Below are 14,013 nucleotides of genomic sequence, written 5' to 3'. Positions count from 1 at the left end.
CCGCCGTAAGCGTTGATGGCATCAGCACCACCTTCGCCGGAGATGATATCGGCTGCTTCCGTACCATCGGTGGCCGGGTCAAGATAGGACTCGTCATTGCCCTCCGACAGGCGAACATCAACACCATCCCCAGCATCTGGCAGAATAAAGTCAGCTAGCGAAAGCTGCCCTGCGCTATCATCGTGCTGAATCCATAGTGAACTATTGGCACCAAGGTTGATCGAAGTGCCGCCGTCTGGCCCGGCGGGGTTGTCCAGGTCCCACTGCGCATTGTCATTCAACTGTCCTTGCAACTGTTGTTCGGTGAGAAATACTGGTGCCTGGGTGAGATCGATAAAATCTATCCCGGGTTCAAAGTCTCTGACAATGTCGGGCCAACCCGTCAAGCTGGATCCGCTTCCACCCTGGATGACGAAAGTGTCTGCACCGCCACCACCAAAGAGATTGTCTGCTCCCCAACCATCAACAATGTAGTCGTCGCCGTCCGCACCTATAAAGAAGTTATCGTTGCTGTCACCGATAATGGTGTCGTCATAGCGCGTCCCATAGACGCGCTCGATATTGTAGATCTCATCAATACCACCGTATTCGTCGTAAACCAGGTTTTGGTTGAGATCCGCGTAGATCCCGAAGCCTGTGTCACTGTCTCGGTGGTCCACACCATCATTACTGCCACCACCACCATCAATGACATCATTGCCAAAACCACCAACGAAGCGCTCAATGACTCCCTCAGCGTTAGACCCGCCCATGTAATCATCAAACTGGCTGCCATACACCTTATTGATATTCGACACCGTATCGGTGCCAAAGAAGCCGTTGTTGATCAGACCAGCCTCGAGATCAACATTGATACTCGTGATAGCCGCTGAATAGTCGATAACATTGAATGTCGGGTTTTCAGGAGTACTGGCCGTACCGTTGTAGGTATTGTCGCCAGGGCCGGCATAGACGACGTTATTACCCAGCCCGAGGTTTACGATGTCATTACCCTGACCGGGTGTCACCTCGTCCTGCTCACCAAGGGACGAATCACCTCCCGCACCAAGATTAATGATGTCGTTACCGCTGCCGCCGATCAGTACATCAGGGCCGTCCGTGCCGACTATCGTGCCGCCTGCGTCAGTGAGATTGAGCAGGAAATCCGACACCTGGAGCGGCAGGCCGGGATCATGGCCGACCCACAAGGTGCTGCCGTCGAGGAACTGGAACCAGGTGCCGCTGTCCGGCCCATCGGGATTGTCTGCATCCCACTGGGAGTTGGCGTCGATCTGCGCCTGCAGGAATTCAGCTGTGATTTCACTGGAGTGTGTGCGCAAGTCGATGGTCTCGCCTGCCTCGAAATCACCGATGGCGTCGTTACCGCCGCCTTCGATGATGAACAGGTCCGAGTCGGGGCCGCCTTCCAGATAATCGGATCCGGAGCCATCTACCAGGGTATCTTCTCCGGTATCCCCCAAAATGTAGTAGTCATCCCCTTCCGCGCCGGAGAGGAAGTCGTCTCCCGCCCAGCCGGAAATACCGTTGGCACCGGCATCGCCGAGAATGGTGTCGCCATTGCGTGAGCCCCAGATGTTTTCAATACCCGATACGGTTTCCGCGTTACCGTAGCCATCATTGGCGACTACCCCTGTACCCAGGTCTATCTCGATGCCGAGGGTTTCGTCTTCGCCACCGTTGGCAGCCCAGACGTCGACGCCGCCGCCGCCCTGGATATTGTCTATCCCGTCATAGCCGATGAATACATTGTCGTTATCATCACCGATGATGGTGTCGCCATAGCGCGTGCCGTAGACACGTTCGATGTTGAAGACCTGGTCAACATCGCCATATTCATCGTTGATGAAGTTCTGGGTGAGATCCGCGTAGATACCGGACCCGGTATCGCTATCGCGGTGATCTACACCGTCATTACTGCCGCCGCCACCGTCGATGACATCACTGCCGGCACCGCCGACAAAGCGTTCAAATCCTGTAGTGTCAGCGCCAATGAACTCATCCGCTTCACTGCTTCCGTAATATTTTTCGAAGTTCGTAACGGTGTCGGTGAAATCCGAGCCGTTGGTCACAATACCGGAAGCTAAATCGAAAGTGATTGGGCCCGTGAAAGTAACCGGGACCGTTGTGCCGGAATAATCCAGGGTGTCAAAACCCGCGCCGCCGTTGTAATCGTTGACACCCAGGCCACCGTAGACTATGTCGTCACCTTCACCACCGGTGATGCGATCATCGCCGTCGCCACCGATGAGATCGTCGTTACCGCCACGACCGGCAATCGTATCGTTTCCGTCCCCGCCCTCAAGCAGTTCTCCCAGGCCCGAGCCAATAAGGAAAAGGTCCTCACCCCCCTCCGCCTCCGACCCGGTGACATCGCCGACCTCGGCATCGTCGACTTTCTGCTGAAGCTCTGAGGTGTAGGTGTCCGAATCTTCACCGGATACTGTTCCACTACTGACAAAATCCGAAGTCTCGCCCTGGGCAACCTGAGATGATGCGGTGACCTCTGTCAGTACCGAAAGGCCGTCGGTGGAAGAACTGGCCACGACGTCTTCTACCTGCTGGTTTGTCGCCTGGACGATCGACGTCAGGCTGTCGAGGGTCACGTCGTCAAGCGACGCCCCACTCGCCGCCGCGGTTGAAACCACGACCGCCTCAATCACTTCCGTTGACGTGAGATCTACCGTGACCGGCTGTTCCGGTGTTGAGGCACTGTCAGCCGTTACCAGCGAATCGGCGATGGCCTGAAAACCATTCGCTTTCGTCTGGGTACTATCGGTGCCGGAACTACCACTGACAGCAGAACCGGCTATGGAGACGGTATTGAGAATCTGGCTGCCGGTCGCAAACACATCGGCAGCGGTTGCCAGTTCCTCGGGATCGCTCGAGGTAGAAAGCACCTCGATAGGGTCGTAACTGGAAAGATCGACTGCGTCATCGATGCTCAGTGTACTTTTAACAATTCGTTCGGCCTCTAACTGGGCCTCGGCCTCTGAAAGAGCTGGATCGGCCGCCAGCAGCGAGTCCATAACAGAGACCACCAGGGTGGTCATGGGGCTAACAACTGTTGAACCAGCCGGCGCGCGCAACACTCCCGTAAAATCGAGTCCCGTCGCAATGTCAGTACCGCCCGTCAGCACGAGTCTGCCGGAAAGATCGCCCTGTAAGGCAAAATCCCCTTTGCCGTCGGTAATAGCCCAGGACTCGCCCTCGCCTATATCGAAGACTTCGTTACCGTTCAGGTCCGTCCAGTCCAGAACACCGTCCGCATCCAGATCGGACCATACGGTGGCATTCTCGATGTAGCCGTCTTGCCCTGAGCCATCGATGGTAGTGACAGGTTCGCCCGTAACAGTGAGCGTAACCTCACCCGTGTTCGACAGGGCAGGGTCACCTTCATCAAAGATGGTGTACGAAAAGGTATATTCGCCAGGCCCCACACCAGTCGAGGCAGTCACCAGAAGTTTGCCAGCTTCAACAATAACGGAGAAGCCCTCCGGTACTGACGCGTCGACGACAGTTAGCGTGGTGACATCCAGCCCGTTGTCGTCGGTATCGTTGGCCAGCACGTCCACTTCAAGGTCTTCTTCGCCCGGCGCGATCTCGATGGAATCAGGGTTTGCAACTGGCGCATCGTTAACCGGGGTAACGTCAAACGTGACGCGTTTTACGTCTTCGTCGTCCCCCACGAGAAACTCAAAGGTTTCCTGGCCGTTGAAGTCCTCTGCCGGTGTGTAGGTGAACTCGGAGCCAGCAATTTCCAGGGTGCCACCAGCCGTCGACGACAGAACCTCAATAGAGGGCGCCCCCTTGGGAGTTCCTCTGCCGTTGCCATTGCGGAACAGGTCGATGGTGATGCCCGTCAGGGCAGTATCTTCTTCGGTAATGAAATCGTACGGTGATGCCGGTGCTTGTTGGTTTCGTTCCTGTGCCATGATTGAGCTCCCAGGTGATCCCTGAACAACAAGGGCAGTTCTGCATTGGAATTAGTATGACTTCGACGTGTTATATCAAAGCGTTGTGGGCAAGTAATCAGATATAAGGGTAATACTAGCGATAATTAGCGTGACGCAAGTCACATTTTGGACACAAAGACAAAATCTGACGCAAATTTCAGTTCGGCGATCGCGTGATCTCAACCCACGATTGCTTTCCCGCCTGCAGGAACTCAAAACGGCGCCTGACTTCACGGTCTAGAATGCAGATCCGGCGGGAACGCTGCCCCTCTGAACCGAACGGACGTACCATTGCGTTATGGCAGAATAGAGGAAAGAGCCATGACTCGAGTGAAACTACTACAGGGCGACATCACCACCGCCGAAGTAGACGCCATCGTCAACGCCGCCAACGAGGTCATGCTGGGGGGAGGCGGTGTGGACGGCGCCATCCACCGGGCCGCCGGTCCCGCCCTGCTGGCGGCGTGCAGGGAAGTCCCCCAGGTCAGCGGCGTTCGCTGCCCGACGGGTGAGGCCCGGATAACCGCGGCAGGTGCACTCAAGGCCCGCTTTGTTATCCACACGGTCGGGCCGCGTTACGGGATTGATGCCAACCCCGCGCAGCTTCTGGCGGATGCCTACCGCAGCACCTATCGCCTGGCGCTGGAACACGGTTGCTCGCGCCTGGCGATCCCTGCTATTTCCTGTGGTGTTTACGGCTATCCACTGGATGAAGCGGCGAGAATTGCGCTGGGGGTTAGCCTGGAAGACGAGTTCAACAGCCTGGAGATGGCGTTCTACCTGTTTGGCGAAGAGATCTACACCATTTGGGAAACAGTACTGGCGGAATACAAAGCCGGCACATAAACACCTGGCAACAATGAAGGATAGGAAAGCTGCGGGCGCCGCAGCGCCCTGTCAGTGCTGGCCTTCCAGCGCCTGCATCTGCCGGGCGATATCACCCGGTGAGCCAGTGCGACGCGCCAGCAGGTTGTAGAGCCCCGGTACTACATAGAGTGTAAACAGGGTCGCCGTTGCCACCCCGAAGAGGATAACGGCCCCGAGCACATTACGGCTGGCGGAGCCCGGCCCGGTCATGAGCAGCAGGGGCATGGCGCCCACCAGGGTGGACACGGTGGTCATCAGCACCGGACGCAGGCGCAGACCGCAGGCCTGCACGATGGCTTCCTTGAAGGCGATGCCCTCGTCGCGCAGCTGGTTGATAAACTCCACCAGCAATATCCCGTTCTTGGTGGCAATGCCAATCAGCATCAACAGACCAATCTGGCTGAAGATGTTGAACGACTGCCCGGTAATCACCAGCCCTGCGAGCCCACCGACAATGGCCAGCGGAACGGTGACCATGATCACGGTGGGGTGCACGAAGCTCTCGAACTGGGCCGCCATAACCAGGAAGGTCACCAGTAGCGCCATGCCAAAGGTGGCATAGATGGCGCCTGTGGATTCCTTGTAGTTCAGAGATTCGCCCTTGTAATCCACTTTCGCCGACGGGGGCAATTCTGTTTTAGCCACATTTTCAAGGAAGGCCAGCGCATCGCCGAGAGCCACACCCGGCGCCAGGCTCCCCTCGATGGTTACGGCCCGCATGCGGTTGTAGCGCTGCAAGGCCGCGATACTCGCCACGCTTTCCAGCGACACCAGGTTCGCCAGTTGTACCAGTTCACCGCTATCACCACGTACGAAGATATTACGGATGTCGTCCGGGCTGGCGCGCTGCGAACGCTCCAGTTGCACGATGACGGGATACTCCTCACCACGCTCACTGAACGTCGTTGCCTGCTGTTCCGCCATGAGTGATTGCAGTGCCTCACCCAGCTCCCGTGCGCTGACACCCAAGGCCGCAGCTCGGGCCAGGTCCGTGGTGACGTGCAATTGCTGCTGGGTTTCCCGCAGATCGCTATTCAGGTTACCAAACAGCCCGCTATCGCCGGCCGCAGCTATCACGGTATCGCGCCACTCCGCCAGGCTCTCGTAGTCCGGCCCCTGCAGCACAAACTCCACCGGCGTGTTGGCACCGCGTTGACCCAGCCCCGCGGGCAGGAAAGCCATCACCGACAGGCCGGGCAAGTCGCGCCAGTAGCCCATCATCTCGTCGCGCAGTTCAAATGAGGAGTAATCCCGCTCACCTGGGCTCACCAGCGAAACCCGCGCGAAGGCGAAGTCCGGGGTGGTGCCCCCGCGGAAGGGAGAGACAAACAGCACTCGTGGGATCGTGCCGTCTTTTTGCCGCTCCAACAGGGGTGTCTGCAACTCCTGGATGATCCCTCGCATGGTCTCGATGTTGGTGCCGGTGTCCGCACGAACCATCACCATCACCGTATCCTGGTCTTCTATGGGCACCTGCTCCAGGCGCAGGGCACCGGCCTCCTTCCAGGCCAGAGCAACAGCCCCCAGCACCACCGCAAGCATCAGCAGCGGGTGCCGCAGACTCCAATCCAGGCTGCGGCGGTAGGCCTCCGCCAGCGCATCCAGAAAACGGTCCGTGCCACGATGCAGCCACGATTTGCGCTCCTTGGCGCTCATCAACTTGCTGCACAGCATCGGCACCAGGCTCAGGGCCAGCACAGACGACGCGATCACGGCAACACAGATGGCCACAGCCAGCTCGGAGAACAGCCGTCCCGTCATATCCTCCATGAACACAATGGGAGTGAACACCGCCAGCAATACGGCGGTTGTAGCGATAACCGCAAAACCAACCTGTCCTGCACCGCGACTGGCGGCCAGCAAGGGCGGCTCACCCTCCTCGATACGGCGGTGAATGTTCTCCAGAACCACAATGGCATCATCCACCACCAGGCCGATAGCCAATACCATGGCCAGCAAGGTAATCAGGTTGATGGAGTATCCGAACACCAGCAGGGCAATACAGCCGGCCAGCAGCGACAGTGGAATACACACCACCGGCACCAGGGTCGCACGGAACGCGCCGAGGAACAGGAAGATCACCAGCGCCACCAGGCCGGTGGTGATCAGCAGAGTCCAGTAGACACCCCCGATAGCGGCGCGAATGAAGGCCGATGCGTCGCCCGACGAGGAGATACCCATCCCCTCGGGGAGATCCTCGCGAATGGCCTCAATCTCTTTGTGGATAGCATCCAGCACTTCCACCGTATTGGCGTTGGACTGCTTGACCACACCCAGGGCCATACTTTCACGGCCATTGGTGATGAACAATCGACGGGTGTTCTCACTACCCAGTTCAACCCGGGCTACCTCGCCCAATCGCACCAGGTGGCCGTCGCTGCCTCGCGTCACTACCAGCTGACGAAAGTCCTCTTCACTGCTGTAGGCGCGCTGAAGACGCAGTGGAAACTCCATCGCAGATGACTCGACAAGCCCCGCAGGCAACTCGATATTCTCGCGCTGCAGGGCATCCATCACGTCCCCGATGCTCAGACGCCGGGCATTCAGCTTGTGACGGTCAATCCAGATGCGCATGGAGCGGGCACCACCGCCGTAGGTATTGACCGAGGCCACTCCGTCAACAGCGGCAAAGCGGTCGCGCAGGTAGCGCTCGGCGTAGTCGACCACTTCCACCTGGGGCATGTTCCTGCCTTCGATGCTGATGAAGATGATCGGCGAGGCATCGCTGTCCGCCTTTGATACCGTGGGGCTTTCAGCTTCCTGTGGCAGTCGACCCAGGGCCCGGGACACCTTGTCACGCACATCGTTGGCGGCGGCATCCAGGTCGCGGGAAAGCACGAATTCGATATTGATGTTGGAACGCCCATCGATACTGCTGGAGCGGATGGCTCGCACCCCCTCGATACCGCCCAGTTCATCCTCGAGCGGCTGGGTAATGCGTGACTCGACAACGTCGGCCGCGGCACCGCGGTAGACTGTGCTGACCGACACCGCGGGAATCGCCACGTCGGGATATTCCCGGGTGGAAAGTTGCAGGAAGGCCATGACGCCGAACACCGCCAGCAGCAGGGCCAGTACGGTGGCAAAGACCGGCCGCTGGACCGAGAGATCAGACAGCTTCACGGTGCGATACCCTGCCCCAGTTGCCCGGTCGCGTTTACCGCCGTGGTGGGAATCCCGGGGCGCAGGTTGACCTGCCCCCGGATGACCACCACCTGGCCGGCTTCAATGCCGTTCTCGATGACCACGCCACCTTCTACCCTGCGTGCCACATCGACCGGCACCCGTACCGCGAGACTGTCCTTGTCCACGCTGTAAACGTAGCTGGACTGGCCGTCCTGAATCAGGCTCTGCTCGGGCAGTACCAGGGCCGAGGTTTCACCCGCCAGCAGGTCGATCGTCAGCAACATGCCCGGGCGCAGTCGCCCGTCACTATTGTCCAACACACCGCGCACGGTCACTGCCCGGGTCACCGGGTCCACCCGGGTGCCCACGCTGCGCACCGTGGCGATAAAGGTCTCACCGGGCCAAGTGGGGCTGTGGGCTTCCACCCTGTCTCCCACCTTGATTCGAGACAGGTAGACTTCGGGGATGGTGAAATCCATTTTCAGGCGGCGGGTGTCATCCAGTTCAGTAACGACGGTTCCCGGAGTAATCAGGGCGCCGACACTGACCTGGCGGAATCCCAGCGTACCCGCGAACGGGGCGTACAGCCTGTGATCCGCCAACACGGCCTTGGCCTGATCGAGGCGCGCCTGCTCGGCGGCCACGTTAGCTTTGGCAATATCGATGGCAGCCCGGGTAGAAATATCGGCGCCCAGTCGGCCCAGGCGCTCGAGTTCCAGAGTCGCTTCACGGAGGGTGGCCTCCACCTCGCGCACACGGGCGGCGGGCTCCGCTGGATCCAGTTCCAGCAACAGCTGGCCTTTTTCAACGATGTCGCCATCTTCGAAATGCACCGCACTGACCTTGCCACTGCTCACCCGCGCTGTCAGGGCGACAGACTCGTAGGCGCTGAGTGTGGCGACAGATTCGATGCGGTCTTCGATGGTGGATGGCTGGGTAGTCCAGAGCTCCACCGGCACCGAACGCACGCTGCGTTGCGGAGCCGGCGCGGAGGACTCTTCGCAACCGACAAGGGCGACTAGGGCAATAAAGACAAGGCCCACGGCCAGGAATCTTGGTGTATTCATCTGCTCACAAATTGACGACGGGGCCAGCGCCTGTTGGACAGGTGCGGGCCCCGAAAGTTCGCTACGGGTTTACCTGGACACTACTTCAGTGCCATCTCGGCACCGTCTCAGGACTATGCGAGAGAATCGAGTACCTTGGGCAGGGCATTGACGTACATCTGGACATCTTCCAGGCGCCCCATACTAACACGGGACCAGTTGTTGTAGTCCCGGTAAATGCCCCTGATCATCACCTTCTCCTTCTCCATCCCCGCCCGGAAGGCCTCGGCGTTGATGTCACCCAGGTTCACGAACATGAAGTTGGTCTGGGAAGGCAGGGCCGTCAGGCCGTTGGCCTTGATCGCGTCGGTCACCATTTCCCGCGCCTCGCGAATCTTGCCGCGCGACATGTCCATGAAGGCGTGATCCTCGTAGCTGGCAATGGCAGCCGCCAGGCCCGCCTGGTTCAGGCCATACCAGCCGATACCATAGCGACCCATGGATTGTATGACCTCGGGCTGGGCGATCAGGTAACCGACCCGCAGGCCCGCCATGCCATAGATCTTGGAGAAAGTGCGGGCAACGATCACATTGTGGCCCTGCTTGACCAGCGGGATCATGCTGTTCTGTTCCGGCATGTCGGTCAGCTCGTTGTAGGCCTCGTCGGCCAGCACCACGGCTTTTTTCGATGCCTTGATACAGAAATCACGCATCTTTGCCGGATCCAGCAACATACCGGTCGGGTTGTTGGGATTGGTCACCTGCACCATGGAGACACTGTCGTCAATGGACGCGTACATGGCGTCGAGGTCGATGCCCATATCACCGGTTTTCGGCGTGCGCACAATCTTGCCCAGCTCCTGCTGCTCGATCGCACGGGACGTGGTATCCCAGAACAGGTCCGGGCCGAGGATATTGCCGCTCTGCCCCGCCATCACCGCCGCGGCCACCAGGCCGCCGCTGGAACCAGGGCTCAGCGTAATGTACTCGGGGCTCAGTCCGTGATACTCGGCGATCATGGAAATCAGTTTTTTCACGCTGTCACCAACGTAATAGGCACCCTGGGCACCCGCCTCCGCCAGCGCCTTGAGAGCAGCCGGACTGGGCCCATAGGGGTTTTCATTGGCGTTCAGGCGCGCCACCCCGGGCGGCGGGCCGTATTGAACACTGGGACGCAGTGGGGATGATTTATCGGTCGCTGCCTCCGCCAGGCGGCTACCCGCCATCAGGGAGGCGGCACCGGCAACGGCACCCAGAAACACTCTGCGGTTCATCGAGACAGACATGGCATGCTCCTTTTTGAGAGTCATCGTGATGGTCAGGCCTTGGCGTACATCGCCGCGGCCACCAGGATCAGGTAAATACCAAAAGCGCGCTTGAGTTGGCGCTCGTCGAGGCTGTGAGCCAGCCGGGCACCGATGGGGGCAGTCACCAGGGAGAAGGCCGCCACCGCCACCAGCGCGGGGATATTGATATAACCGATGGAGCCCTGGGGCAGGTTTTCGGCACCCAGGCCCAGCAGCATGAAGCCGATGGCCCCGGGAATGGCAATCAGCACGCCGACACCGGAAGCCGTCGCCACCGCCTGGTGTACCGGCCGGTTGCACAGCACCATGGTCAACACGGTAACGGTGCCGCCACCAATACCGAGCAGGGCGGAGAAGCCGCCAAGCACGCTGGCCAGCAACGCCCGTCCACGGCCCTCAGGCATCGACAGCTTGCCTTTGAAGCGTTGGAACATGTCGGGAAACAGGAAGTACACGGAATACAACAGCACTCCCACGGCGAACACCATGATCAGTTCATTGCCGTCCACCCAGGACGCCACCAGCAGGCCGCCCGCCACACCGACCAGCAACCACACCGACCAGTCCTTCAACACCTGGAAGTCCACGGCACCGCGCTTGGCGTGGGCAAACATGGAACGTGCCGAGGACACCACAATCGTGGCCAGTGATGTCCCCACCGCCACCAGCATCAGGTGATCCGTCTGGTCCGTGAGGAAGGGGAATACCGCCAGCAGGGCCGGGACGACCACAAAGCCACCGCCCACTCCGAACAGGCCTGCAGTGAGGCCTGCCACGATACCAGCCCCCGAAAGCAGAGCGAGAAACATCAACATATCGGTGCCCATGATCCAGTCCGGAAGTAAAAGGTCGCTGTTACAAACAATCCTCTGCTCACTTGGGCATCCTCGCCGCCCGCACCTCGATCTCGAGCAGCCAGCCGTCCACTACCAGGTCTGCCACCTGCACGAATGAGCGCACCGGCTTGGTAGGGTTTTCCCCGGTGCCGAAGAACTGCATATACCCGCGGTTGAAGCCTGCGAAATCGAGTTCGCCGTCTTCACCTGCTACGGCGAAAACCCGCACCTGGACCACGTCTGACATGGACCAACCGCGGCTCTCCAGGGTTTTCTTGAACTTTTCCAGGGTGTCGATCGCCTGGGCTTCCATATCCCCCCAGGAACCGTCTTCCTCGGGTGAGGCGCCAGAACCGCTCAGATAAAGTGTTTCGGCCCCCGCGGGAATCTCGATCGTGGTATAGAACAGTTTGCCCTCTCCCTCCCGCTTGATCTCCTGTGCGGTGGCGAAGCTACCGGCACCGAGCAGTGCAGTGAGCAGTGAGGCGCTAACAAGTTTTTTCATGGTGTAATCCTGTCCGTTCATTTTTTGCGGGGTGGTGAATGCTGCATCGGGTTTACTCGTCCCGTCCGGCATAACTTACGGCCGGGTCGAGGCTGTTGATGTAGGTGATGACGTCGATCATCGCCTGTTCGTCTGGCAGCGCAGCTGTGGCAGCGCGCATGGCGGCGCCCTCGGCATCCTCTGGATGCTGGCCGCGGTAGCCAAGGCTGAAATTGCGCAATTGTGTCAGCAGGTACCAGTCGTTCTGGCCCGCCAGGGCCGGCGCCTTCAGCTCCAGCCGCCCCTGGGCCTGCTCACCGTGGCAGGCACTGCAGGTACGGTACCAGCGGGCACCGGCTTCGGTGTCACCTCCCAGGGTGGAAGGCGCACTCACCATCGGCCAGTGCCCTACCCAGTCAATGACCGCATCGATGCGTTCGTCTGTCAGCTTTACTGCCATCGGGCGCATGGCACGACCTTCCACGTCACCTTCATGGGTGCCGCGCAAGCCGTCGCGAAATTTCTGCAACTGGCGCTTCAGGTACCAGGGCTCCATACCGGCCAGCCGCGGCGCGTTAACGCCGACATTGCCGCGCCCTTCGGCGCCGTGACAGGTGGTGCAGTAGAAATCGTCGTAGGGCTCCCGACCCTGGGCAAAGGGAACTTGCAGCAGCGCCAGCACCACGCCAGCACCAAGGCAAAACCGGGTCAGGGGGCTGCTCATGCTGCCATCTCCAGCTGCCGGGAGAAGGTGGCCAGGGCCCGGTGCGCAGACAACACCGCACTCTCCTGCCAGGCCACGTGACGGCTCACCTGGTCACCAATCAGGAAATGGCGCCCCCCCTCGGGAGCGATCAGGGTATCCATCAGGTGGGCTTCATCGGCATTCAGGTCGCGATAACTGTCGGTCCAGCGTGCGGCGCAGCCGAGCATATGATTCATACGGTGCCAGGCGATGGTGACCCCTTTCTCCACCTGCTGGCGGTAGTTGGCGTGGACCTTCTCGCCCTGGGCCAGCATGTCCTCGACCCGTTGCGCCTGGGTGAGGTTGGTAAAGTGCATACCGTGGCCGAAGTCGTAGGCGGCGAGGATGATGCCCTTGCGGCGGTGGATGCCGTGGGTGGGGTACCAGATCTGCTTGATCGGCGCGTTGACCCAGGTGATGCCACCGTAAATATCTTCCTGCTCCCAGAAGCGGGTCTTCGCCTGGAAGGCGCCCTTGTAGGCTTCGCCCCGGCGGATATGGCCGAGGGCCTGCAGGTAACCAGCGGAAAAGTTGTTGTCGAGCCCGGTCAACAGGTGGGTGGGAATGCAGTTAAAGACATAGTCCACACTCAATTGGTGCTGCTTACCCCCCTGCTCGTAGGTCACATCGACACCGTCGGACTTCATCATGACGGCCTGTACCGCGGCGCGGTAGCGGATGCGGTCTCCCAACTGGTCGACAAAACCCTTCACGATGCGGTCCATGCCGCCCACGGGCTGCATGAGAATGGGGCCGGTCTCGCCCTCATCGGCCTGCAGTACCTGGCGCGCAAAGGGCGAGCGCAGCAGTTCGTGGAGGCCGATCGCCTCGCGCGGAGAGCCGTGCTCGAGGAAACCACCACTGGCGTAGCCCGCCCGTACGCTGCCGCGATAGATCAGGTCTTCGTCCAGGTCGCCAAAGTTGCGGATAACCGCCATCAGGCTCTCGGTCTCGCCCTCGGTGATCGGGGCATCCAGTTCCGCCTGGGTGAGGGATTTGGCGAACAACTCCGCCATGAAGCCGCGCAGGTTGGCGGTGTACTCGCCATTGCGCACCGGCTTGCCGCCCAGCAGGTTGTCGTCCTGTATCCAGGCGGTCTTACTCTCATTGATGAACATTTCCAGTTCCACGCCCAACTCCCGGCAGTAGCGCAGGATATTGAGGTGGGTACTGGGAATCCGGGCTGCCCCGGCGTTGAAGTAGAGGTGGGGCTCGTCGTCAAAGTCGCAGTACTGGCGATTGCCGATCTCGTCGATCAGGTCACCGTGGCGCACGGTGAACACCCGGCCGCCCGGACGGTGTGACGCTTCCACTACGGTCACCTCATGTCCGGCACGCTGTAACTCAAAGGCTGCCACGAGGCCTGAGATACCGCTGCCGAGCACGGCAATACGGCGCTTGCTACGGCCCAGGTGACCGTGGTCAATGGTGGTTGCCGCGGCGGGGGCGGGCATCATGCCCAGGCCACTTCCGGCGGCGATCAGGGCACCAGCGCCCATGGTCGCGCCCAGCGCCTGGAGAAAATCTCTGCGGCTGACTGTCGATTTCACAACGATGACTTCCCGGAATACTTGCTGTTTTATGTTGGAAGGTTGGCCCGGCTGCCCCGCCCTTGCGCGGCAAGGGCAGCCGGGAGGTTTAGCTACTCA

The 14,013-nt window shown here is 60.1% G+C and carries 9 protein-coding genes; 1 reads left to right on the top strand and 8 read right to left on the bottom strand.

Annotated features, from left to right (window positions below; genetic code table 11):
* Positions 1–3,932: Ig-like domain-containing protein (locus FV139_RS16885; RefSeq protein WP_235898697.1), on the bottom strand; the 3,932-nt coding region annotated here is incomplete at its 3' end.
* Between the two features lie 342 nt (positions 3,933–4,274).
* Between FV139_RS16885 and FV139_RS16880 the strand changes: the two genes are divergently transcribed.
* Positions 4,275–4,799 (top strand): O-acetyl-ADP-ribose deacetylase, encoded by a 525-nt coding sequence (locus FV139_RS16880; RefSeq protein ID WP_148069631.1) that lies wholly within the window; start codon positions 4,275–4,277, stop codon positions 4,797–4,799.
* A gap of 51 nt (positions 4,800–4,850) precedes the next feature.
* On the opposite strand, the gene FV139_RS16875 is transcribed toward FV139_RS16880, so the two are convergent.
* The 7 genes from FV139_RS16875 to FV139_RS16845 all read right to left on the bottom strand — a co-directional run bounded on the left by FV139_RS16875 (position 4,851) and on the right by FV139_RS16845 (position 13,914).
* A complete protein-coding gene (locus tag FV139_RS16875) occupies positions 4,851–7,943 on the bottom strand; it encodes an efflux RND transporter permease subunit (RefSeq protein ID WP_148069630.1) in 3,093 nt (1,030 codons plus the stop codon).
* Complete coding sequence (locus FV139_RS16870) at positions 7,940–9,013, bottom strand: efflux RND transporter periplasmic adaptor subunit (RefSeq protein ID WP_148069629.1); 1,074 nt, start codon at positions 9,011–9,013, stop codon at positions 7,940–7,942. The genes FV139_RS16875 and FV139_RS16870 overlap by 4 nt, the downstream gene beginning before the upstream one ends.
* A gap of 113 nt (positions 9,014–9,126) precedes the next feature.
* A complete protein-coding gene (locus tag FV139_RS16865; protein WP_148069628.1) occupies positions 9,127–10,278 on the bottom strand; it encodes a pyridoxal phosphate-dependent aminotransferase in 1,152 nt (383 codons plus the stop codon).
* A 32-nt stretch (positions 10,279–10,310) separates the two neighbouring features.
* Positions 10,311–11,126 (bottom strand): sulfite exporter TauE/SafE family protein, encoded by an 816-nt coding sequence (locus FV139_RS16860; protein ID WP_148069627.1) that lies wholly within the window; start codon positions 11,124–11,126, stop codon positions 10,311–10,313.
* A gap of 46 nt (positions 11,127–11,172) precedes the next feature.
* Positions 11,173–11,640: a Rid family hydrolase gene (locus tag FV139_RS16855; RefSeq protein WP_187276602.1), complete on the bottom strand. Its 468-nt coding sequence runs from the start codon at positions 11,638–11,640 to the stop codon at positions 11,173–11,175.
* Between the two features lie 52 nt (positions 11,641–11,692).
* The gene (locus tag FV139_RS16850; RefSeq protein ID WP_148069625.1) at positions 11,693–12,343 is read right to left on the bottom strand and encodes a c-type cytochrome; all 651 of its coding nucleotides are present in this window, start codon (positions 12,341–12,343) and stop codon (positions 11,693–11,695) included.
* A complete protein-coding gene (locus FV139_RS16845; RefSeq protein WP_148069624.1) occupies positions 12,340–13,914 on the bottom strand; it encodes a flavin monoamine oxidase family protein in 1,575 nt (524 codons plus the stop codon). The genes FV139_RS16850 and FV139_RS16845 overlap by 4 nt, the downstream gene beginning before the upstream one ends.
* Positions 13,915–14,013: the final 99 nt, after the last annotated feature.

The organism is Parahaliea maris (genome assembly GCF_008064665.1).
Taxonomy (GTDB): domain Bacteria; phylum Pseudomonadota; class Gammaproteobacteria; order Pseudomonadales; family Halieaceae; genus Parahaliea; species Parahaliea maris.
This window is presented reverse-complemented; position numbering and strand designations above follow the sequence as displayed.

What these genes read in the sequence shown, in the direction of transcription:
- FV139_RS16860 (WP_148069627.1), bottom strand. Translation starts at nt 11,126, where the DNA reads ATGGGCACCGATATGTTGATGTTTCTCGCTCTGCTTTCGGGGGCTGGT.
- FV139_RS16855 (WP_187276602.1), bottom strand. Translation starts at nt 11,640, where the DNA reads ATGAAAAAACTTGTTAGCGCCTCACTGCTCACTGCACTGCTCGGTGCC.
- FV139_RS16850 (WP_148069625.1), bottom strand. Translation starts at nt 12,343, where the DNA reads ATGAGCAGCCCCCTGACCCGGTTTTGCCTTGGTGCTGGCGTGGTGCTG.
- FV139_RS16865 (WP_148069628.1), bottom strand. Translation starts at nt 10,278, where the DNA reads ATGTCTGTCTCGATGAACCGCAGAGTGTTTCTGGGTGCCGTTGCCGGT.
- FV139_RS16880 (WP_148069631.1), top strand. Translation starts at nt 4,275, where the DNA reads ATGACTCGAGTGAAACTACTACAGGGCGACATCACCACCGCCGAAGTA.
- FV139_RS16870 (WP_148069629.1), bottom strand. Translation starts at nt 9,013, where the DNA reads ATGAATACACCAAGATTCCTGGCCGTGGGCCTTGTCTTTATTGCCCTA.